Raw genomic sequence first — 21,461 nt, 5'->3', positions numbered from 1 at the left:
CCACCTGATTGCCAGTCAAGAGCACATCATACGCGCATCGGATAGAAACCCGCGACCATTTACTTTTTGATCAAAGCGACAGCGAAGTTTGGATTGCCGCTACGGGCGGCGAATCTCAGAATTCGTTGATCAGTCCTTCGTATGCTTTGTTAATCTCTCTCACATCCCGTCGATATTCATCGATGATCCAGTCGCAAATGTCGCGAATGAACCATTCATCCGTTTTGATCGAAGTCACTAGATTACAGCTTCGGCCAGTCGAAACCACAACAGGATGCGATGGAACGAGCGAGCCGTTGGCCAGCAAGGTTGACACCACACTTAACCAGCCGATAGCGTTGCCTTGTCCCATCAGCGCGGCCTGTACAACGACATTGTAATCCGAGAATTGAAGTTCCCGGGCTATCTCTGTCAGTGCATCAACGGAATACAAATCTGCCCATCTGAACTGTGACCCGCTAAGAGTAATCACCTGATTCAAACCCGACTGGGACTGTTTCGAATTGAAATCGAAGGCCGGAGATCGCACAGGCAGCAGAATCTCTGGCATAAGTGGAAAAATTCGATACCGGTCATCCACTTTCGGATCGAACCGCATCGCGATATCCGCGTCGTTAACCGGACAATCGAGCGGCCCGATGATCAGTTGCCACTGAATGTCTACATCAGGAAACAGCGCTTGGAATTGGTTCATCCGCGGCATAAACCAATGCGTAGCGAAAGCCCCTGAGACTGATATTCGCAGCGTGCGTCGCTTCGTTTGCGCATTTTGTCTTAGTCCAGCCAAAACACGTTCAATGTTTGAAAAGCTCTTCGAGACTTCCGCAAAAAGATCACCTCCTTGTTCCGTCAGTTCTGCTCCCATCGGCGTTCGTTTGAAAAGCTGCATTCCGAGATGAAGCTCCAGACGCCCGATGGTGCGGCTGACTGCGGGACTTGTAACCCCAAGTTCCCGTGCCGCGTTTGCAAATGTTCCGCATCGGACTGCCGCTTCGAAGGCGACGAGTGCGTTGAGCGAGGGAAGGAGCCGTCGAATATGTGACATTACAAAATGTAACCCCAGAGGTGATTATTTTTGGAATTGATGGATTTGTCTCAAGTATCCCAATGTAGCCAGACAACTGGCTTGTGCCCGGAATAGGAGAAACAATTTTCATGGCCTTCGAAAATTTTAAAGTTCTGACTTTTGATATCGTCGGAACCTGCATCGACTTCGAGAAGGGTATTCTGGATGGTTTTCGCGCCGCAGGCGGAGCGGCCGCGAAGACGCTGAGTGATGATCAGATTTTCCAGCCCTATCTGAAAGCAAGGGAGAAATTTCCGGGCCGCGCAAGCGAGGTCATGCGCGAAGTTTATCTCTACGCTGCGAAAGAACTTGGGCTGTCGGACGACAGCGCCGCGGGTGACAAATTTCATAGCCACTTCTTTGAATTTCCCGCATTCGAGGATTCCGCTGAAGCGCTCAGACGATTGCGTAGGCATTTTAGACTTGTTGCGATGACCAATTATGATCGTGTCGGTTTCAGCGCCAATTCGAACAAGCTCGGCAACCCGTTTCACGACAGCGTCACTGCTGACGATGCAAGGTATCCAAAACCGGATCCACGCTTCTTTTCCTACAATCTTGGGCGCCAATCGGCATTTGGTTTCAAGCAGGATGAAATCCTGCATGTTGCCCAGAGCCAGTACCACGATATAGGCGTCGCTAAAGAGCTTGGATACAAAGTCTGCTGGATCGAGCGCCGAAAGGGTCTCAAGGGTTTCGGTGGAACGCCTGTTCCGGAAGTAGTGACGACGCCGGACTTCCATTTCTCGACCCTGCGAGAACTCGCCGATGCTGTCGAAAGCGAGAGAAAATAACTTGTAAATAAGCCCAGGTATTTTCCAGATGCGAGAACTCGGCCTACCCCGATCTTTGTGGCGTGAGACTGCAACACCACCTCTGAACTGCAAGACATTGCAGGACGACATTGCCGCTGATTTGGTCATCATCGGAGGTGGGTATACAGGCTTGTCGGCCGCCGTAAGAGCAATTGAACTTGGTTTGAAACCTGTTGTTCTCGAAGCAGAAGAAGTCGGCTTCGGCGCATCAGGAAGAAATGGCGGCGTGGTATCAACGAAGTATCGTGTATCACTAAGCGTCATGGCGCAAACTCACGGCAGGCAAGTCGCTCAACGCATGAACGCGCTCGGTCACAAAGCCATGGATTGCGTTGAAAGCTATGTCGAGCGATTTCAGATCCGAGAAGCGAATCTGGCGAAAACCGGGAACATTCGCTGTGCGCATAACGAGGCCGCCTTCGCGGCGCTCGTGGAAGAAGCGAAGACAATCAGGGACATATTCGGCGATACGAGCATCACAGTGCTTGATGCGAATGAGGTTGCGGCAGAGACCGGAAGTACGCGCTTCTATGGAGGAGTTTTGAACTCCCATGCTGGCACTATACATCCTCTTAGTTACTGCCGGGGTTTGGCCAACGCCGTTCTTTTGGCCGGAGGCCTCATTTACGAAAATAGTCCCGCTCTTCGCATCGCGGAAGAAGGCCCGGCAAAACTCGTTTGTACAAAATTCGGATCGATCAGGTGCAAACAGATTCTGATCGCAACGAATGCCTATTCCGACATCACGCCTGTCACCGGCAATGTGCGTAAGACCATCATACCGTTCAGGAGTGCGATCATCTCGACGGAAGCGTTGCCCAGTTCTGTTTTTGATGAAATTCTTTGCAACAATCGGAGCTACAGCGAGACGCGAAGAATGATGCGATGGTTCCGACGTAGCGGAGACTGCTTGCTTTTTGGCGGTAGGGGCGCATTCGGCAGAAATGACTCCATGGCCGCCTATGCGACCCTTGAAAGAGCAATGTCTGATATCTTCCCGCAGTTGAAAGACTACGGGATCGTCAATCGCTGGTCGGGGCTTGTTGCCATGACGATGGACAGTCTTCCACAAATCGGGTTGATCGATAAGAATATTGGCTTTTCGCTCGGCTACAATGGAACGGGAATCGCGATGTCGAGCCTTCTGGGACGCTACGCGATTGATCTTTTGCAAGGCGAAAAGCCTGATCTGGCGCTGATGCGGCGCCAGAAACCGGTAGATATTCCATTTTTCTCGATGAGAGCGCCAGCCGTCCGTACAGTAGCCGCATGGTATCAACTGCTGGATAAATTCGGACGCTGAATACGCTCCCAAAATTCTCAAAGCGAGCTGCATATTCTTATTGCGTCCAACATCGCGGAGTGAATGTTCCGACTGGCAAGAGCATCTCCTATCCGGTGAAGCTCAAATCCAAGTCTTTCGCGGATAGGCTGAGGCGTGGCGTCAACCATAGCGCGCAAGTCGGTAACACCGTCATTTGAAGAACTGGATCGAAGCGCTTCAAAAACTTCGTTGGACGGAACACTTCCTTGCTCCACAACAACATGATCGACCACAATTGTTTCTGTTTCTCGCGTAATATCGTTCACAAGCGTTGCGATCAGTCGGTTGTCCTGGCGGTGGACTTCCGTCAAACGTGTTTCGGTTTTGGGATAAAGGCCAAATTTCAGAAATAGCTTTTTCCAGCGTAAACGTTCGGCATAAGTCAATTCTTCACAGATTTGGGCGTCTATGGTGACGAATTGGACCTTGGCCCCAAAGCCAACGGCCTTCTCGGCCGCCAGCGGAGCCGGATGTCGCCCGGTGCCATCAACGACGAGAACTTCACCCGATAGCTTGGACTGACCAGCCAGGATATCCCACGTCGAAACGCATAGATCACCGCCGTGCAGAAGATCAATTTGCGGCATGCCGCCCGTTGCCAGCAAGACAACATCAGGATTCAGCGCCAGGATTTCATTTTCATCAAGATAAGCATTCGTTTGGAGGGACACGCCGAGACGATTAAGTTCAGCCACGCGCCACTCAACGATGCCGATGAGGTCACCACGCCACGAACCCTTCGCGCCAAGAAGAAGCTGACCGCCGAAATCGGATGCCGCTTCAAACAACGAAACCTCATGACCCCGTTCCGCGCATATTCTGGCGGCCTCAAGGCCTGCGGCCCCCCCGCCAACCACGACGACCTTACGTTTGGCGCTTTCGGTTTTAGTAAAGACCTGAGGCAGGACTGTTTCTCTTCCCGTTGCCGGATTATGAAGACACGCGGGACGATGCGGCGACTGGCAATGTGTAGCGCCCACGCATGGCCGGATTTCGCTTTCTCGTCCCGACGCTATTTTACTTGCAAGGTATGGATCAGCGATCTGCGCTCTGGTCATGCCCGCCATATCCATTTTGCCTTCGCGGATAGCGTATCGGGCGGAAGCAGCATCGGAAATACGTGCGGCATGGAATACCGGAATATCGAGCTCCTGGCGGAAACCTCCGACCGGCTCGACCCAAGGTGCAAGCGGCGATCCCATTCCAGGCATAGCGTCTTCCGCGAGACCACGGGTCGTGTCCATCATGCCATAAATCGCATTGAAAAAATCGATCCCGCCAATATTGCGAAGTGCTTGTGCAACCTTCAGAGATTCCTCGAAACCCATGCCGCCATCGGGTCCTTCATCCACTGCCATGCGGATACCAACGACGAAATCATCACCCACGGCCTTTCTGATAGCTTCATGCACCATCAGCGGAAACCGCATTCTGTTTTCGAGCGATCCGCCAAAGCGATCGGTTCTGCGGTTGGAAATCGGAGACAGGAACTGCCCTATCATGTGACCACCAGCATGCGTTTCGATGCCGTCCAGCCCTCCCTCCTTGCATCGCAGCGCCGCAGCAGCAAATGCCTTCACAACGCGATTAATATCATGGTCGTCCATCTCTCTGGGTATGCTGCGATGAAGCGTCTCACGGAGGGGCGACGGCGCAATCATCGCCAGCCTATCGCCGCCATAACTTTCGCCGCGTCGGCCAAGATGTGTTATCTGACACATGAGCGCTGCACCGTGGCGGTGCATACGCTCGGCAAACTGCTGAAAATGTGGGATGATGTCATCTGTTCCAACATTCAGTTGCCGAAAGACATTCGGAGAATCGATATCGATATTGGAGGATCCACCGAACATCGACAGGGCTATTCCACCCTTGGCCTTTTCTTCATGATACCGTTGATAGGCTTCAAGCGGCAGCCCGCTGACCTCCAGACCACACGCGTGGCTGGTGCTCATGATGCGATTGCGAAGTTCAAGATGCTTGATTTTCAGCGGCTGCAGCAGTGGGTCATTTTTGACACCGTTGGAGGCTTGCTGGTACATCGCTTTTCCCTTTGGTTTATAGAAACCCGTTCACACCTGGCGCTCGGCCTGGCATGTTCCTGATGCTACTGATGATTGTCGTGTCGTACTTCGGCTAGAATATCTGACTTAAGAACTGTTGGGTCCGAGGATCCTTGGCTGAGGTAAAGAACTCTTTCGGTGGAGCATGCTCGACGATCACACCTCGATCCGTGAAGTAGATGTGATCGGCCACTTCGCGTGCGAAGCCCATTTCATGGGTAACCAGAATGCAGGTCATCCCGTCGGACGCGAGTTCCTTTATCGTCGCCAATACTTCCTTGACGGTTTCAGGATCGAGCGCTGCGGTAACTTCATCGAAAAGCATAACGTCAGGACGCATGGCCAGGCTTCGCGCGATGGCGACGCGCTGCTGCTGACCACCTGACAGCTGGCCGGGATACTGATTTTCCTTGCCAGTAAGTTTGACTTTTGCAATCAGAGCATGCGCCCGTTCCTCAACTTCCTGTTTTGGTTCACGCAGGACCTTGATCGGCGCCATCATGACGTTCTGCAAAACCGTCTTATGCGGAAACAGATTGTACTGCTGAAAGACTATTCCGACCTTTCGCCGCAATGCGAGCTTGTCGAGCTTGGGATCATTCACCTCCTGCCCGGCGACGATTATCGAGCCCTTCTGCACTGGGCTTAGACCATTGATACAACGTATGAGAGTCGATTTGCCCGAACCCGACGGACCGATGATGCAGATCACCTCACCTTTGCGAACATCAAGACTGATCCCTTTGATAACTTCCAGATCGCCATACGCCTTGTGCACGTCCTTTAGAGAAACCAGAGGGGGTGCATCGATATTTTCTTTATGCAGCATATCTTTTCTCCAGTTTCCTTGTCAGAAGCGCGATTGGATAGATGTACGCGAAGAACAGACAGAGAAGGAACAGATAGAACGGAAAGAGAAATTCCGGCCGTCCGCCCGACGCTTCCATTGCAGCCTGTGCGTTGGCAACAGACTCTCTGACGCTGAAAATAGAGGCCATCGGAGTGGAGAGCGTAAGTAGCGCGTACCAGTTCATCCATGGAGGTATTGAACGCCGGAAGCTCTGTGGCAATATGATGTTCCAAAGTGTCTGAACACGGGTAAAGCCAAGACTTTCGGCCGATTCCCACTGCCCCGACGGAATGGATCGAACCGCCCCACGGACGATCTCGCTTATGTTGCCCATGACGGGCAGCGCAAAAGCGACGGTTGCTTTCATCCAGCCAGGAAACGGTATCACAATCCCGCCCGGAAGACCAAAATCCTCTGGCATCATATACATGGCGATGAAGAGAATAACGAGCCAAGGCGAGTTTCTCAGGAGATGCGTCACCAGGCGCGCAATGGCTCTTACCGGCCAGAACAAGCTGATCTGCATGAGACCGAGCAGAATTCCGAGAACCGTCGCCAAGGCCATCGCTAAAAAACTCATATAGAGGTTCAGCAAGAAGCCACGCAAGATGAATGGAACCCACCCGAAAAGTGTCTCGACTGCAGTCGGCGTTCCGGCATTCATTGTTTGCGCATAAGCGACACACAATGATCCGAAAAACATTGCAACGAGAACAATTCCGTATCGCAACGACAGAGCGCTAGAGAATGCCGTTACGCCGTAATGCGAAGGAACAATTGTGAAAGCGCGCTTATTCATGTCCATACCCCGGTAGTGCCAAACGGCGTTCGAGAGCGTGGAGGCCCCAGGCGAGGATACTCACAACCGCGACATAGAACACAAAAAGCACGAGGATCATCTCAGGCACGTTGATGTTGTCCGACCAAACCTGATTGAGGACATAGGTCATTTCTGGAACGGCGATAACATAAGCAAGCGAGGTTGTTTTGGCCAAACTCACTAGGTTATTCGTCAAAGCTGGCAGGCTAATGCGAAACGCCAGTGGAAGTGTCACATACATATAGATTTGCCAGTTCGAAAAGCTGAGGCTTTCAGCCGCTTCTTTTGTCGTTTCAGGAACGGCTTCCAGGCCAGCCCGGAATATCTCGACGTTGAACGCCCCACCAAAGATACCAAGCGAGATTACAGCCCACCCAAAAGAAGAGATAATGGGCTCGTAATATCCCCCCATGTCAACGGCTGGCGTGAACGCACCCAGACCGAAGTAGAAAAACAAAAGCTGGATCATCGGAGGTGTATTTCGAAACGCCTGGATATAAGCATCAACCGCCACGCGAATTATCGCGCTTTTTGACGTTTGTGCCCAAGCTCCCAACACGCCGATCACCAGCGACAGCAAGATGGAAAACGCCATAAGCCGCAGTGAAATCAACGCCCCTTCAAGAAAGCGGCTGAACTCGTAGTCGTCATAGAAGACGATAAAGTTCAAGCCCGCAGTCTCGTTCAGATTGCGGAAGAAACTTGATATATGTTCGATCATCATCACTCCGAGCTACTGCTGATCAGAAAGCACCGGCCTTACTCTTTCGGCTCGAGGTAAGCGGTATCCCAATGGAGCTTCTTATTCTGCTCGGTGAACCAATCAGACGGTGCTACACTCCATTTCTTGGCGAGTTCAATCAGCGTACCATCAGCTTGCCAGCGATATGCCATACCCGCCATGAATGCGCCCCAACCCTTATCGCGTTCTTCAAGCGGGACAGCAGCAGCCCACGGATTATTATAGAGGGCCTGAACAGGCATTTCGTAATCTTGCCACTCTGGTGTCTCGAGATCAGCCATGATGCTGACATCATCGTAGACCCAAGCAATGCAACGTCCAGCACGCAGAGCTTCCTTACCTTCGGAATTTCCGGTAAATGCAATCAGCTTTGCTTTCAGTTGCCGTTCGACTTGTTGATTATAGTAGTTTCCCTGCTTTCCGCACACCGGCTTTCCGGCAATGTCGTCCCAGCTTTTGATGACACCCTTCTTGGCAAGCAAGGTCGGCCCCGAGGCCCAGTAAGCGGGTTCAATAATGCCGATCACCTTACGACGTTCCGCAGTATCATACATACCGCCGACAATCAGATCGATCCGGTTCTGCTGGAGGAACTGCATGCGGTTCGCAGATGTAATAATGACGGGCTCTAGTTTGACACCCAGCGCATCCGAGACGCTCTTGGCGAGATCAACTTCGATACCTTGAAGATTGCCGTCCGCACCTGGGAAAGACCAGGGCTTGAAAGCCCCTTGCAAACCAACACGGAGAGTGCCGCGCTCCAGGATTTCCTTCAATCGCTCGCCATCAGCACGAGCCTGGCTCGCAAAAAGCGAAATCGCCATAGTAAGTGTGGAAACTGCCACCAAAGCAAGATTTTGATGTCTGCGCATACCCATTTCTGTTCACTCCTCTTTTTTGTTTCGTTAGGATTTTGCAGGCTCTCCCGAACGGTGAATTTCCCGTTGGTATTGAAGAAACTTATCTACTTCGCGCTCGATCTGCTCTGGCTCCCATCCTAGCAAATCCGCGATTTCACTGGCCGCATCAGTTGCAGTGGCTCGGTCTATGTGCCGCCCCCAACCTATGCCGCTACGGGTATAGAAGATACCTTTCAGATCCTGGGCGTGTTCGTACGAGACATAATGCCGAAACGACAACGCGCCTTCATCGGTCCCCAACGGTGTATTCGTCTGCTGCACTGGCCTTCTTTGCCGATCAAGCCGCATCGGAATGTTTGCATCTACTGTCGCCAGCAGCTCCCTTCCTGCACTCATATGGCTCATAACTGGTCCGGCGGTCATCGCGAAAATTCCCGAATGGCCTTTGCCCTTCAAATCATGAATTTGCCGAACTCTGTCGCCGTCAGGATTTTTGGGATTGAAGGTCAACGGCCGCACACCGGCCCAGGTAAATTCGACGTTGTGTTTCGTCAGTTTGAGGGCTGGGAGAAGAAAATTGATTTCATCGAGTAGAAACTCAATATCGACGTCATCGGCCTTAACGTTACTGGCGTCGCCTTCGAAATAGGTTTCAGTCGGGCCAATATGATACAGGTCCTCATTGAACGGCAGACAATAAATCGGCATTCCCAATCGGTTAAGCGCCGCGACCCCATGACCACGATAATAATCCGGAAGACGAACGACTATATGCGCGCCTTTCGTCCCGTGAATCAGACGATCCTTCCCCTCCCCGGACACTCCCTGTAGAACGTCATCGATCCAAGTTCCGGCAAGATTGAGAATGATAGGTGCGAACACGCTGCTCATTTCACGATCTGCGGTGCTAAGATCGACCCGCCACAGCCCATCAGAGTTTTTTTCTCTGATGCTCGCACTGGTGAACAAACGGACATCAGCGCCTAGCTTCTCTGCTTCGATGGCCGCATCGACGCAAAGCCTATCGGGCCAGTCCATCATGTATTCGCGGTAAGTCGCTATCGACTTCAGTTGTTTCCGATCTCGAAGGTCCTTTGCCAAAGGCACTGAGCTATCAAAGTTGCGCTTGTGCCGTTGGTACTCCAGCGGCAGTCGCCCCGATCCAAGACGCTTCAAGAGCGAAAGCCCAATATCCAGGTGCCATCCACGCAGATCATCCGCTTCGTATAAAGGAAAGCACATTTTGAAAGGCTTGCATCGCATTGGTTGGAGACGCACCAGTTCTTCCCGCGCATTCATAGCGGCACGCGCCATGGAAATCGCGTTCTTCAACTTCAAAGGCGACGATGCGAACGTGCGGACCGGATGTCTCGTCTCAAAATATCTTAGACCGCAGTGGAGTATCCTGGACGATCTGCTCGACGCGCCGTTTGCGAAATCACCCTTTTCAACAAGCAAGACCTTGTACCCAGCGGCGGAGAGTTCGCGGACAGCGCTGGTACCGTTGATACCGCCGCCAATGACGATCACATCATAACTTTCGTCCCGCGCGGCCTCCATCCTCATTTAACTGCTCCCTTCCTAGGCGTCGGGCGAGTACAGCAGCTAATTCGGAATGCTCAAAATAAAAAAATTGGCCTCCTATATGCAGTAAATGCATAATGGATGAGCCCCCGGAAGTCTGATTCCTATCCGTCAAAAGTGCGGCAACTTCGCCAACACTGCGTCTCGCTCGCTGAAAAGAAGGTCCAGAAGCGCTTCCGACACGCGACTTTGCGGACGGGAGTAAGGGCGAAGAAGCGCCACGTTGAACGGTATTTTAGGCAGGAATGGCACCAGCATTACCCGATCATCAAGTTGGTGAATGGCCGTATAAGGGTCTATAAGCGCGACCCCCAGGCCAATTTTGGCGAATTCATATGCCGCAGCGGAAATCGTTGTTTCATAAGCTGGGTCCAGTTTTTCACCCGCCGCGCGGAATGCCTGCGCAATAATCGGGCCAGCTGCGGTGAATGACGCAAATGATACAAATGGTACGTTTCGAAGATCCGGTGGTTCAATTTTGTCGCGGCTCGCGAGATGGTGGTCACGTGGAACCGCAGCAATATAAGAGGCATCGCTGAAAACTTCTGTTTGAAAGCCAGATCTGCGGAATGGGAGTTCAGCAAGACCAAAATCCAGCTGTTGGGACGCCGCCCATTCTTCGATCTTGGCAGAAAGCCGTATATTCAACTGCACACGTGTTTGAGGCCAGCTATCTTTAAACTTCTTTAGCGCCTGGGGCATGAAACTTATCCCAAGGGCGGGCATAACAGCCGCAGTTATACGGCTGGTTTCACCTTCGGCAACAGTTGCCGCAAAATTTCGCAAAGAATCGAGAGATGTATACGCTCTATCGATTTCATCCAGAAGAAGGTGGGCAACCGACGTCGGCGTGATCAAACCTTTTCTGCGCTCAAACAGGGTGACACCCAACTCGGTTTCAAGCTTATTCAGAAGCCGACTGACGGCGGGTTGACTGCGCCCTATAAGTTCAGCAGCGGCGCTTACCGTTCCAGTTAGCATCACCGCCCGGAAGGCTGAAAAGTAGATGAGGTTCATCCCTACTTCCCAGTTTTGTTTCCCTGGCTTTTTCATCAAATCTCATCCCAGCACTTCAGTTGTGGCACACACTCGCCTACAACAGTGCCAAGGGCAAACAAAATAGCAGACAATAGCGATGTTAGATTGCAGTTCACCCGTCAGTATGAGGTAACGGCATTTATCGGATAATAGCCCAAAGATGTTCCTTCATGACAGCCTCATGCAACTCGACTCCAAACCCAATGTGTTCTGAGATCGGAAGGCGTCCGTTCCTGACCGTTTCCTCAAAGGGGACGGTAGCCACTTCAATATATCCGGGTATGTCAGCCCAATATGGGAAATGTTCTTGAATATAAAAATTGGGTAAACAGGCGCTCATGTGGGTCGCGATGTTGGCTGCGATAGAACTTCCGCACACATGCGGCTGCACCTTCAAACCGTAGGCGTCAGCCATCGCTGATATTTTATGGACTTCCGCGAAACCACCCGCATTGCCAATATCGGGCTGCAATATACTGATTGCACGTCTCTCAAGAAGATCGCGAAAACCTTGTCTGAGATAGTGCCGCTCTCCAGTCGCAATCGGAATATCAATCGACGAAGCGACTTGAGACAACGCACCGAGGTCGCCCGGATCGGTGATTTCCTCCACAAACTCGATTTCATATTCTTTGATACGCTCACAGAACCGCATGGTGTCTGCGATAGAAATGCCGCCACCGAAATCAAGCATAAGCCTGACATCGGAACCGATCGCCTTTCGTACGTCGCGCACGCGTTCGATTCCAGCGGTGACCGCGTCACGATTGTCAGAGTATCGACCATTTGGATGCCGCAATGTTCCATTTGGCTGTATCTGCGCCAACGGATACATCTTCAGGGCATAATGTCCGTCGTCAACAGCGTCGGCAGCTTTTCTAATCAGGTCTGAGTTGGATGTCGCTCCGAAATACCAGCCATTCGCATAGTAGTTCAGTTCATCGCGAATTTTTCCGCCAAAGAGTTCATATACAGGCACATCCAACGCTCTGGCGCGAATATCCCACAGCGCCTGCTCTATGGCGCTCATCCCGGCACAAGCAATTCCGCCGGGGTTCTTTAACCAGAACGCCTGGTCGTACATGTCCGAAACGATTCGATTGATGGACAGCGGATTAGCCCCCAACAAAAACCGTTCGCTCAGATCTTTAATCATACCCGCTACAGCTGTGCCGCCGCTTCCATAGGAAATGGCGGCCTCGCCTAATCCGGATATGCCTTCATCCGTCTGAATTTTCACCAGAACGGGCTTCAGGCCCTGTCCGCGCACATAGTAAACGTTGACGGACACTATTTTCATTTTTCAACCCCACGTGCAGGAGAAGCACTCATTCCGCCGCGACCCCCGCCTGACGCAGTTTCAACCTGAAATCCTCAAGCGCTCCCTTATACTCCCACGTCTGAACGGTGTTGTGAGGACACTCAATAAAAATATAATCTTCGGTAACCGACAAAATTCTGGAAACCTTTATAAGTTTTGTTACAAATCCGCCCGCGTCAAGATTATCGATTACAGCTTTCCGATCCTCACCATATCCATGATATACTTTCGAAGCTCGAATTTCTGCAGTTACATACGCCATATATTCGTGTCCTCTTGGCTTTTTTGACATATTGATGAATGATACATCATTATATGAGCCTCACCTCGAAAGCAGAAATCGAAAGTACGCTGATCGATATGCCGATTTTGCATACCTAAAGTCTGACGGAAAGCTGTTGTTGTGTTCTCGTTAAACTAAAATCTTCTGAACTGGGAATACTGGGTAGCCTACTAATCGAAAGCGCGAAGCATCAGGAAAGCTTAAAAATTGTCGGAAGTGCTTCATTCTCAAGGACTGCGGATTCCTGTCAAGGATCGCCTTTATCACTGTGCCGAACACAATTACACGCCTTGAAGGGAATTGAACCCACGACCCTTCAGTAACGTGAACAGAAATACATCATCCTGGATTATCAATGAATACCGTGAACATACGTTAGGGATTAATCAGTCCAGTCTTCTACTCGCAAGCCAGGAACACGATCAAATTCCCTGCGATTGTTTGTAACGATTATCAGGCCACGCGAGCGAGCATGGCCAGCAATCAATTGATCGTATGGACCGATTGGAGTTCCACTGCGGGCCAATTCAGCACGTAATTGGCCCGTATGGTTTGCTGCCGGTTCATCATACGATAACACCTCAAGGCGAGCTGCGAACCCTTCCACGACTGCAAGGTTCTTTTCAGGATGGGCAGACTTCTCCGCCCCGTAAATCAGCTCCATTAAACTGACTGAGCTGATGCACAATTGATCGTGGAAGCGGTTGAACGCCTCGCGCACTTGCTGCGGCCGGTTCTTGATCGTGAAAATGCATATATTTGTATCCAGCATGTACTTCAGCATTAGAACGCCTCGCGTTCCTGTGGAGCAGGCTGATCACGCTCATTCATGAAGTCGGAAGTCGCCTCTAAGCTATCAAACCAGCTATCCCAGACCTCACCAGCGGGTGCTATGATTCGAGTGCGCCCCACAGCAACAATATCAACGCGTTTCACATCAGCAGGCAATGCTACTGCTTTTGGCAAGCGGATAGCTTGGCTCCGGTTGCTCTGGAATACTGCTCCCTGCTCCATCTGCGTCACTCCTAGTTTTATCCATAGTGATATGATGTAGATAGTGAATCAAATGGGATATGTCAATGGGATATACGTATTCGAAGCCGACCAAACGAACCATGATCTGGCTTCAAGAAACCTAAGGCCGCTGGCCACATTGCTGCGCCCTGACCAAGACGCATCAACCGGGCGGCCTCTTCAAAGGATTTATGCAACTCCACTTCCAGATTGCCAATCAAGAAGTGAACTGTCGTTAGAGCATAGACCGCTAATCCTTGAAGGGAAATGAACCGCTGCCCCCTGCCATTGACTACGTACTGATTGCCAGTCAAGAACCCATGCTCTTTCAATTCTGACGACCAAGATAAGGTCCGAGTCGGCCATTCGGCTTTTTGCCGTGAATTGGAATAGCTGCGGCCAAGACATAACGCCGCTAGCTCCCGAATGCGAAAATCTCGCCTGGTTTTTCAGGCGGGCTTATGATTTGCGACTGGAGGATAATGGTCGCCCCGCCCCTCCAGCATGTTTTGCCTGCCACGTGGTACAGGCGAACACGACATCTTGGGCCCCATTTCCTGGGCCTTTATTTGCGGTCAATTCGTTATAAGGTTTTGGCAGTAACTTATAACTACATAGTTCAGCTCGCCTCTGATCGATCAACTCATTCGAAAGGCCCAGGATGAAAGAGATCGACATTAGCTATAGAACGATGTTTGCGGAGTTGGCGCAGCGGACAATAGATGCACAATTCGTAACAGACTTCCCTTTAGAAAGATGGTTTGTGAGGGTGACCGTCAAAGATCGCGAATATTGGTATTTCGATCTCTCCACTCCCGAGGGCAAAGACAAACGAAACTACGTCGGTCCCGCCAGCGACGAAGCGATCACAAAGCGGGTAAGAGCCCACAAAGATCAAGGACAACATCCGCGAGCGTAGACGCATGGTTAGCACGCTGCGACGCGCCGGCCTTCCCAGTCTTGATCCCTTCGCTGGTAACGTCACGAAAGCCTTAGCCGACGTTCGGTTGTTCCGGCTGCGCGCCATCTCGATTGGGTCGGTGGCATTCAGCACCTATGCTGGATTGCTCGGTGTCTGGCTTCCCTCCGCGGCGATGCAGACAGGCGACGCCAACTTCGCCCAGGACTTCGCAATATCGGCTGGCGTCCAAGATAGTCTCCCGCCAATCCTCGAAATCCTCCGGGTAGTCGATCCTGAATTCCGAGCGGTTCCGCACCAGACCGATAAGGCCAAGGTCGTCGCCTTCGTGAACGCCAAAGGCTATCGGATGGAGTTCCTGACCGGGAATCGGGGATCAAAAGAATACACAGGCAAACCGTCGCCCATGCCCGTCCTCAGCGGCGCGTCGGCAGAGAATTTGCGGTTCCTCGACTACCTGATCTATGAGCCTATCCGCACGGTGTTTCTTTTCCGCGAAGGCATAAACGTTCTCGTTCCTGCTCCCGAGAGGTATGCCATCCACAAGCTGATTGTGTCCTCTCGAAGACGCAATGACATGTTGGGGCGCTTGAAGGCCGACAAAGATCTGACGCAGGCTGCTTTGCTCTTCGCAAGCTCTCGTGAAAACGCGCCACGGCAATGAGCTTTGCGATGCTTGGGAGGAAGCATGGGCACGCGGTGATGCGTGGAAAGCGGGCATCATCAGTGACCTATCTAGATTGCCCAAAAACGGAGTTGCAGCGCTAAGAGAGACACTCGGTTCCCACGTTGTAGAAGAATTACTCAAAAAGTGATTGAAACATTTTTGCGACAAGCGAAAGACAGCAACAGACCAGTCTATGATTGCCAGGTTGGGCGTGAAAGTCCGACTTACACGACAGATTGTTGCGGCCCCACTGTCCGCTTCTATCCTCTCTTCCTGCAAGCCGACTGACACCCCCCACTCACTAACGGTCGTTGAAGCATGAAAGTAGAGCTACCGCTTTAAAGCATGTGAGCGCTAAGCCAATGTCTGGAATAAGAGCGCTTTACTGACTGACAATCTTCGACTCTCATTGCTGTCATTCAATGGGTTGATCAAAGTGTCAGAAACCGGACATGGTACAACAGCAAGAACGCGTCACATGTCTCCAGACCCTTGTAAAAGAATACAATCGAAGCAACATTATGAAACACGCAGGCGAAATACTTATCCTCACGGGACCACCCGGTTCAGGGAAGACCGCCACGGGACTAGCCCTTGCCAAAGAATCCGGCTCGCCCAAGGTTCATCTACACTCGGACGACTTCTGGCACTTCATCAAAAACGGCGCCATCCCGCCGTATTTGCCCGAGGCAAATGAACAGAACGCCGTGGTCATGGACGTACTCGCAGGTGTTGCCGAAGCCTATGCCAAGGGCGGCTATTTTGTCATCGTCGATGGCATAATCGGCCCTTGGTTTCTGCAGCCGTTCAGGAGACTTGCCACGCCTCTCCATTACGTTGTCTTGCGCCCGCCGTTGGATGTTGCCATCCTCCGCTGCCAGGAGCGTGGAGGTGCCACGTTGAACGACCCGGCGCCGATCACGGCACTCCATCAACAGTTCTCATCGATGGCTCAGCTTGAAAGGCATGTTCTGTCTACCGATGGAAAAGACCGCCATGAAACGCTCGGCATGGTGATTGAGGCTGTAGAGGGCGGCAAGTTTCAATTGGCGACATAGAAGTCCCTCGCTGAGAATTGGGAATCTCCCAAGTTTGGCGATATAATTTCCACTGTTGATTTTTTCGGAGGAATTTCGATTGCAATAGTGTAAAACTCAGGTTCGAACGACAGACTTTTCAGACACAGGAAGACCATTTTCAACATCTGTCGGCTCGAAACCAGCCACTCGCGTTTCTGTCCATCACGGACATTTAAAGCTTGATCAGTGGAACGACTGCTTTGAGAAGTGTGTGAGTGGCACACCAGTTTCAAACATGAAGGCGCATTCCGGTCGGAGAGGACAATATCCCTTTCTGTCCTTCTTCTTCTCTGACGTGTCGACTTCAGGAGACAGACAGAAAACCCACCCGCTTCAATTGGGCAGGCTTTGGAATGTTTTGTGACCGAAGGGTAAAATGGACACCACCCACCCCTTCCAATCGGCCGCTTCGATCATTTGCAGAGACACGCGATCATTTCCATATCAGGCCGTGAAGTAGCTCAATATTTCTGCCGTGCTGTGCACTTCAGCAAAGGTATCTTCCAATGACACGAGTGCAGACTGGTGCAATTGTTCGTGGGGAATAATGACACCCTGATGATTAGACAGGTCTCGCGTGGCGCTGGCGTCGGCTGAGACAATCACCTGGTAACCCAGAGGAGCTGCATCCCTTGCGGCACCCGCTACACAAGCATGTGTCATCAACCCGGTAATGATCAGGGTCGTTGCACCGGCGGCCTTGAGCTGGACGTCGATATCGGTGCCTTGGAATACACTGACCTCAGATTTCCTGATGACTGCATGGTGCTTCTCTGGAGTGATATCGCGATGAAAAGCGACCGTTTCCCCGCCTTCGGCAAAAATGGGAGACCCGGAAGGTGTAATGTGCTGGACGTGGAAAACGGACATTCCAGCCTTGTCGGCTTTTTCAATCAAAAGCTTCGCATTCTCTAGTGCTGCTGCACCATTGGGGATGGGTAGTCGCCCGCTGAAATACTCCTCCTGAAAATCAATCACAAGGAGTGCCGTTACAGAAGGGTCCAGCCTGGAGGTTTCGGGAGCACCGGCGATTGCTCTTATCGTGGGATGTTGCATCATAACGTCCTCTTGTTCAAAAGATGCAATTGCTTCGCCTGGTTTCGATCGACATGAAAGTGGCTCATCGGACAATTTCTGCTAACATTGGGCCAAACGGAAGATGGAACCCTTTAATGCACACTGTAGCTGTCTTGGCCTACGACGGAATAAGCCCCTTTCATCTTTCAGTACCGGGTATCGTGTTTGGCGACGACCTGCTGAAGCTCGGCATTCCGCGATACAATTTGCATGTATGCGCAGAACGCATCGGTCCGATAAGAACGCTTTCCGGGTTTGATATCGACGTAAGACACGATTTATCGGTCGTGGAGCAGGCTGACACTGTGATCATACCTTCCTGGGGCGCTCCCGATGACATTCCCCAGAAAACACTGATTGACGCTCTGGTAAAGGCGAAAGCACGCGGTGCCAGAATTGTGGGGCTTTGCTTGGGGACATTCGTTCTGGCTTATGCAGGTCTTCTCGAAAAAAGAACTGTTTCTACACATTGGGCCTGGGCTGATGACTTCCAAAAGGCCTATCCAGACGTCCACCTCGACAGAGATGCGCTTTACTCCGACGAAGGAGACATCATTACCTCGGCTGGCACGGCGGCGGCCATTGATTGTTGTCTCTATATATTGCGGAAGGATCAGGGTGCGGAAATTGCCAATCGTGTCGCCCGAAGACTGGTCGTCGCGCCTTATCGTCATGGCGGGCAGTCCCAGTATATTGAGATGCCGATACCGGATATAAGCCGCACCAACAGTCTCTCCAAGGCAATGGACTGGGCACTGGCTCATCTGAATGAAACCATCACCGTCGACGTTCTCGCCAACCGGGCCAATATGAGCCGCCGCAGTTTCACGCGCCATTTCCGCCAGAAAACAGGGACAACCCTGGTCCAGTGGTTGCTCAATCAGCGGCTTTCCGTTGCGCAGCGCCTGTTGGAAACTGGCGATTGTTCCGTCGAGAATATCGCCAGTATGGCAGGCTTTGGTTCAACGGTTTCATTCAGGCTTCAGTTTGTTAAAACATTCACTGTGTCTCCTGCAATCTATCGCAGACATTTCAGAAGCAGAAACATCCGGTTATGATTTAACCGCACACCATTTAAAACAACACCCCATTGCATCGCTGGAATTGAAAGTTGATTGGCGGCTTTCGGGAGTTCGCAGAACGCATACTGGCAGTTCCTGACGTCATGACTGTGTTGATGAGGTACAAGCAGGCTGGAACGGTTGATCGGGGTCTCGCCTAGCGGCATCAAACTGGTTCACGTGGTGCGCAAAAGCAAGGCGTCGTTGCAACACAACTCCGGGGCAGATGGCTACGCACGAATGTACGCAGCCACGTTGTTCAGTGCAGTGAGGCGCTTGCCGCAAGCCGCTCATCCTTGTCGTGCAGTGCGAAGCGGTCAATCATATCAGCACTCGCTTCGTTGAAGCCGAGGACTTCGACCTCGTCGCCTGCCTGACGGAACTTCAATACGATCTTGTCCAACGCGCCAATTGCGGTGATGTCCCAGAGATGGGCCTTTGTCAGATCGATGATGATCCGCTTACCCTTATCCGTGAAGTCGAACGCATGGATAAAGGCTTCCGCCGACGCAAAGAAGACCTGCCCCACCACTGCATAGGTGACACTGTTTTGTTCGGCATCCTCCACGCGCGTGACCCTGAACAGACGGGCTACCTTACCAGCAAAAAAGATGCCGGACAGAAGGACGCCAACGATCACGCCTTTCGCCAAATCATGCGTTGCGACGACAGTGATGACCGTCGCCAGCATGACGACGGATGACGGAAGCGGATGGCGTCTCAGGTCGAGGATCGACCGCCAGGAGAAAGTGCCAATGGAAACCATAATCATAACCGCAACAAGCGCAGCCATGGGGATGATCTGGACGAGGTCGTTAAGGACGACGATCAGGAACAACAGGAAAGCACCCGCGACGAACGTTGAAAGCCGTCCTCGACCGCCAGATGTTACGTTGATGACCGACTGTCCGATCATGGCGCATCCGCCCATGCCGCCGATCAGTGCCGAGGCGATGTTCCCCGCGCCCTGTCCAACGCATTCCTGACTCTTGTTGCTCGGCGTGTCCGTCATGTCGTCGACGATCTGCGCGGTAAGCAGCGATTCGAGCAGGCCGACAGCAGCAAGCGTCACCGAGTATGGGAAGATGATCTGCAGCGTCTCCCAGGTCAACGGAACCTGCGGAAGCATCAGGAATGGGATAGAAGACGGTAGCTCACCGAGGTCGCCGACGGTGCGCAGGTCGATGCCAAACCACCACGCCATGGCCGTGAGGACCACGATGGCCACGAGCGGCGATGGAATCGCCTTGGTCACGTATGGAAAGAGATAGATGATGGCGAGGCCGCCTGCGATCATCACGTAGGTAAGCGTCGGGACCCCTATGAGTTCGGGCAACTGGGCCATGAAGATCAGGATCGCAAGTGCGTTGACGAAGCCCGTGATAACCGAGCGGGAGACGAAGCGGATTACGCGGCCGAGCCTCAGCCATCCCGCGACGATCTGGATGACGCCCATCAGAATAGTGGCCGCGAACAGATACTGAAGACCGTGCTCTTTGACCAACGAGATCATGACGACAGCGGTCGCAGCCGTGGCGGCAGAGATCATGCCCGGCCGACCGCCCACAAAGGCGGCCACGCAGGCAATTGCGAAGGAGGCATAGAGCCCCACCTTGGGATCGACACCCGCAATCACCGAGAAGCCTATCGCTTCCGGGATAAGCGCGAGAGCGACGACGATACCCGAAAGCACGTCGCCACGGATGTTGGAGAACCACTCCTGACGGTAGTTTGAAAGAGTTCGCATGGGAGATTTTTCACAGTTGAGGCAACGGGCCGAGGGAAACTCGGTCCTCGAAAATGGAATAGGTTGCGTTGCTGTGTTGTCTGGCGGATCGGCGGCCAGAAGAGCCACCCGGAGTTTCACCGGGTCCTTGTGGATGACGCTAAGTAGCTCACGCAGTCCAGTTTTGCAATTACGTCTCAGTCTGAACCCGCTCGCCACAAAAAATAGGCTGCGGCGTCAAGGTGCGGGTGTGGAGATAAAAAGTTGCGACACCGGTCACGTCGGGTAACGCTGCGTTGTCGTTTGGACAGAAAAACTGAAAAGATACTTCCGATCTTTCTCTACATCTTGATGCATGCAAGATATGAGACGCATAATTGCGGAGCGATTTTAGGGAATTCAATCAAATCGGACGACACATTGCCACAATCAAAGCGTCAAATCGTTGTCGAACGTCCGGGCTAATTTTCGGGCAACTCATTCTCCAGTCCAAGCAACAAATCATCCGAGAGATTACGAATTGCCCGCGTCACTTCGAGAGCCGTCCAACCTGCGTTTGTAGCGATATCAATGAGTTCGACTAATCGGGCAGAAATAGACTCTTGGCAGTCTATCTCTCTGCCTGGGTATCCTCCATCCCTTTTGGGACCGAATATCAATCCTGGCGGTGCACTCACTAGAACCTCCTCAAGAAAGTCGGCTTATCGATGATATATCTCATGACGCTCACAAGCCGAATTTCTCCTCTATGCACGAGTTTAGCACAATTTTTTGTTGCAGCTATCTATACATATCCATTCAAGCCATATTCTGAACCATCATCGCGATGCATCAATATTTATATGAGCATAATCATCCCACGGACGCGTCCAGCAGAATAAGAATCGAACTCGCCATTGCTATTTATTGTGGAGTTTGGGTTGGTGATCAGGCAAACGCTAAATAGTCACTGGGTGTGCATCTAGAATTGTATGTGCGAAACCGTGATCAGCGGGCTCGGTCCGAAGAAAACCAGTTCTCTTAACAGAAGTGGATAAGGCGGCGATGACGCAGCGTGCAGAACGCATTTCGTACGTTCTTCGCACCTATTCGACGGAGATAGTGAGGTTCAGCGTGTGCGCTTTGTGCCCACCGAAAGGGCCTCAAAAACTT

General features: G+C 52.0%; 18 protein-coding genes, 1 pseudogene and 1 other annotated feature. Of the genes and pseudogenes, 5 read left to right on the top strand and 14 right to left on the bottom strand.

Annotated features, from left to right (window positions below):
• Window positions 1-115: 115 nt before the first annotated feature.
• Window positions 116-1,045 carry a LysR family transcriptional regulator gene (locus CES86_RS20435; protein WP_029928501.1) on the bottom strand — a complete coding sequence of 310 codons (930 nt, stop codon included), beginning with the start codon at window positions 1,043-1,045 and terminating at the stop codon, window positions 116-118.
• A 110-nt stretch (window positions 1,046-1,155) separates the two neighbouring features.
• Here CES86_RS20435 and CES86_RS20430 point away from each other — a divergent pair, with 110 nt between their 5' ends.
• Together CES86_RS20430 and CES86_RS20425 are read left to right on the top strand one after the other, a co-directional pair.
• The gene (locus CES86_RS20430; RefSeq protein WP_094515227.1) at window positions 1,156-1,860 is read left to right on the top strand and encodes an HAD-IA family hydrolase; all 705 of its coding nucleotides are present in this window, start codon (window positions 1,156-1,158) and stop codon (window positions 1,858-1,860) included.
• Between the two features lie 97 nt (window positions 1,861-1,957).
• Window positions 1,958-3,184, top strand: coding sequence for an NAD(P)/FAD-dependent oxidoreductase (locus tag CES86_RS20425; protein ID WP_226622752.1), 1,227 nt, complete (start codon window positions 1,958-1,960; stop codon window positions 3,182-3,184).
• A gap of 17 nt (window positions 3,185-3,201) precedes the next feature.
• On the opposite strand, the gene CES86_RS20420 is transcribed toward CES86_RS20425, so the two are convergent.
• From CES86_RS20420 to vapB, 11 genes are all read right to left on the bottom strand, one after another.
• Window positions 3,202-5,247 carry an oxidoreductase gene (locus tag CES86_RS20420; RefSeq protein WP_094515226.1) on the bottom strand — a complete coding sequence of 682 codons (2,046 nt, stop codon included), beginning with the start codon at window positions 5,245-5,247 and terminating at the stop codon, window positions 3,202-3,204.
• 94 nt (window positions 5,248-5,341) lie between these two features.
• The gene (locus CES86_RS20415; RefSeq protein ID WP_029928509.1) at window positions 5,342-6,097 is read right to left on the bottom strand and encodes an amino acid ABC transporter ATP-binding protein; all 756 of its coding nucleotides are present in this window, start codon (window positions 6,095-6,097) and stop codon (window positions 5,342-5,344) included.
• Window positions 6,087-6,917 (bottom strand): amino acid ABC transporter permease, encoded by an 831-nt coding sequence (locus tag CES86_RS20410; RefSeq protein ID WP_029928511.1) that lies wholly within the window; start codon window positions 6,915-6,917, stop codon window positions 6,087-6,089. The genes CES86_RS20415 and CES86_RS20410 overlap by 11 nt, the downstream gene beginning before the upstream one ends.
• The gene (locus tag CES86_RS20405) at window positions 6,910-7,659 is read right to left on the bottom strand and encodes an amino acid ABC transporter permease (protein WP_029928513.1); all 750 of its coding nucleotides are present in this window, start codon (window positions 7,657-7,659) and stop codon (window positions 6,910-6,912) included. The genes CES86_RS20410 and CES86_RS20405 overlap by 8 nt, the downstream gene beginning before the upstream one ends.
• Before the next feature lie 38 nt (window positions 7,660-7,697).
• On the bottom strand, window positions 7,698-8,558 hold the full coding sequence (locus tag CES86_RS20400; RefSeq protein WP_308669823.1) for a transporter substrate-binding domain-containing protein: 861 nt from the start codon (window positions 8,556-8,558) through the stop codon (window positions 7,698-7,700).
• A 27-nt stretch (window positions 8,559-8,585) separates the two neighbouring features.
• On the bottom strand, window positions 8,586-10,106 hold the full coding sequence (locus tag CES86_RS20395; protein WP_094515225.1) for an FAD-dependent oxidoreductase: 1,521 nt from the start codon (window positions 10,104-10,106) through the stop codon (window positions 8,586-8,588).
• A gap of 129 nt (window positions 10,107-10,235) precedes the next feature.
• On the bottom strand, window positions 10,236-11,177 hold the full coding sequence (locus CES86_RS20390) for a LysR substrate-binding domain-containing protein (RefSeq protein WP_226622753.1): 942 nt from the start codon (window positions 11,175-11,177) through the stop codon (window positions 10,236-10,238).
• 124 nt (window positions 11,178-11,301) lie between these two features.
• On the bottom strand, window positions 11,302-12,462 hold the full coding sequence (locus tag CES86_RS20385) for a mandelate racemase/muconate lactonizing enzyme family protein (protein ID WP_029928521.1): 1,161 nt from the start codon (window positions 12,460-12,462) through the stop codon (window positions 11,302-11,304).
• 28 nt (window positions 12,463-12,490) lie between these two features.
• Window positions 12,491-12,745: a hypothetical protein gene (locus tag CES86_RS20380; protein WP_029928523.1), complete on the bottom strand. Its 255-nt coding sequence runs from the start codon at window positions 12,743-12,745 to the stop codon at window positions 12,491-12,493.
• A 403-nt stretch (window positions 12,746-13,148) separates the two neighbouring features.
• Window positions 13,149-13,550, bottom strand: a complete 402-nt coding sequence (vapC, locus tag CES86_RS20375) for a type II toxin-antitoxin system tRNA(fMet)-specific endonuclease VapC (RefSeq protein WP_029928525.1) — start codon at window positions 13,548-13,550, stop codon at window positions 13,149-13,151.
• Complete coding sequence (gene vapB / locus CES86_RS20370; RefSeq protein WP_010660354.1) at window positions 13,550-13,780, bottom strand: type II toxin-antitoxin system VapB family antitoxin; 231 nt, start codon at window positions 13,778-13,780, stop codon at window positions 13,550-13,552. Before vapB ends, vapC begins: the two co-directional genes overlap by 1 nt.
• Window positions 13,781-14,441: 661 nt before the next feature.
• Here vapB and CES86_RS20365 point away from each other — a divergent pair.
• Together CES86_RS20365 and CES86_RS20360 are read left to right on the top strand one after the other, a co-directional pair.
• A pseudogene (locus CES86_RS20365) lies at window positions 14,442-15,514 on the top strand (nucleotidyltransferase family protein).
• A 373-nt stretch (window positions 15,515-15,887) separates the two neighbouring features.
• Window positions 15,888-16,424, top strand: a complete 537-nt coding sequence (locus CES86_RS20360) for an ATP-binding protein (RefSeq protein WP_094515224.1) — start codon at window positions 15,888-15,890, stop codon at window positions 16,422-16,424.
• Window positions 16,425-16,889: 465 nt separating this feature from the next.
• Here CES86_RS20360 and CES86_RS20355 read toward each other — a convergent pair whose 3' ends face one another.
• The gene (locus CES86_RS20355; RefSeq protein ID WP_010660386.1) at window positions 16,890-17,504 is read right to left on the bottom strand and encodes a cysteine hydrolase family protein; all 615 of its coding nucleotides are present in this window, start codon (window positions 17,502-17,504) and stop codon (window positions 16,890-16,892) included.
• Between the two features lie 113 nt (window positions 17,505-17,617).
• On the opposite strand from CES86_RS20355, the gene CES86_RS20350 reads away from it, so the two are divergent.
• Entirely contained in the window at window positions 17,618-18,580 is a 963-nt protein-coding gene (locus CES86_RS20350) for a GlxA family transcriptional regulator (protein WP_094515223.1), read from the top strand.
• 262 nt (window positions 18,581-18,842) lie between these two features.
• Here CES86_RS20350 and CES86_RS20345 read toward each other — a convergent pair whose 3' ends face one another.
• Window positions 18,843-20,330 (bottom strand): SulP family inorganic anion transporter, encoded by a 1,488-nt coding sequence (locus tag CES86_RS20345; RefSeq protein WP_094515222.1) that lies wholly within the window; start codon window positions 20,328-20,330, stop codon window positions 18,843-18,845.
• Between the two features lie 74 nt (window positions 20,331-20,404).
• Window positions 20,405-20,460: a sequence feature (sul1 is cis-regulatory element that is thought to sense ions involved in sulfur or methionine metabolism; They are found in Alphaproteobacteria), on the bottom strand.
• Window positions 20,461-21,461 lie beyond the last annotated feature (1,001 nt).

The organism is Brucella lupini (assembly GCF_002252535.1).
GTDB lineage: Bacteria > Pseudomonadota > Alphaproteobacteria > Rhizobiales > Rhizobiaceae > Brucella > Brucella anthropi.
This window is presented reverse-complemented; position numbering and strand designations above follow the sequence as displayed.

Bases quoted from the DNA above. Each gene is read 5' to 3' on its own strand.
- CES86_RS20380 (WP_029928523.1), bottom strand. From the start codon at position 12,745: ATGGCGTATGTAACTGCAGAAATTCGAGCTTCGAAAGTATATCATGGA.
- CES86_RS20395 (WP_094515225.1), bottom strand. From the start codon at position 10,106: ATGAGGATGGAGGCCGCGCGGGACGAAAGTTATGATGTGATCGTCATT.
- CES86_RS20420 (WP_094515226.1), bottom strand. From the start codon at position 5,247: ATGTACCAGCAAGCCTCCAACGGTGTCAAAAATGACCCACTGCTGCAG.
- CES86_RS20390 (WP_226622753.1), bottom strand. From the start codon at position 11,177: ATGAAAAAGCCAGGGAAACAAAACTGGGAAGTAGGGATGAACCTCATC.
- CES86_RS20345 (WP_094515222.1), bottom strand. From the start codon at position 20,330: ATGCGAACTCTTTCAAACTACCGTCAGGAGTGGTTCTCCAACATCCGT.
- CES86_RS20405 (WP_029928513.1), bottom strand. From the start codon at position 7,659: ATGATCGAACATATATCAAGTTTCTTCCGCAATCTGAACGAGACTGCG.
- CES86_RS20400 (WP_308669823.1), bottom strand. From the start codon at position 8,558: ATGGGTATGCGCAGACATCAAAATCTTGCTTTGGTGGCAGTTTCCACA.
- CES86_RS20350 (WP_094515223.1), top strand. From the start codon at position 17,618: ATGCACACTGTAGCTGTCTTGGCCTACGACGGAATAAGCCCCTTTCAT.
- CES86_RS20410 (WP_029928511.1), bottom strand. From the start codon at position 6,917: ATGAATAAGCGCGCTTTCACAATTGTTCCTTCGCATTACGGCGTAACG.
- CES86_RS20385 (WP_029928521.1), bottom strand. From the start codon at position 12,462: ATGAAAATAGTGTCCGTCAACGTTTACTATGTGCGCGGACAGGGCCTG.
- CES86_RS20415 (WP_029928509.1), bottom strand. From the start codon at position 6,097: ATGCTGCATAAAGAAAATATCGATGCACCCCCTCTGGTTTCTCTAAAG.
- vapC (WP_029928525.1), bottom strand. From the start codon at position 13,550: ATGCTGAAGTACATGCTGGATACAAATATATGCATTTTCACGATCAAG.
- vapB (WP_010660354.1), bottom strand. From the start codon at position 13,780: ATGGAGCAGGGAGCAGTATTCCAGAGCAACCGGAGCCAAGCTATCCGC.
- CES86_RS20355 (WP_010660386.1), bottom strand. From the start codon at position 17,504: ATGATGCAACATCCCACGATAAGAGCAATCGCCGGTGCTCCCGAAACC.
- CES86_RS20430 (WP_094515227.1), top strand. From the start codon at position 1,156: ATGGCCTTCGAAAATTTTAAAGTTCTGACTTTTGATATCGTCGGAACC.
- CES86_RS20435 (WP_029928501.1), bottom strand. From the start codon at position 1,045: ATGTCACATATTCGACGGCTCCTTCCCTCGCTCAACGCACTCGTCGCC.
- CES86_RS20360 (WP_094515224.1), top strand. From the start codon at position 15,888: ATGAAACACGCAGGCGAAATACTTATCCTCACGGGACCACCCGGTTCA.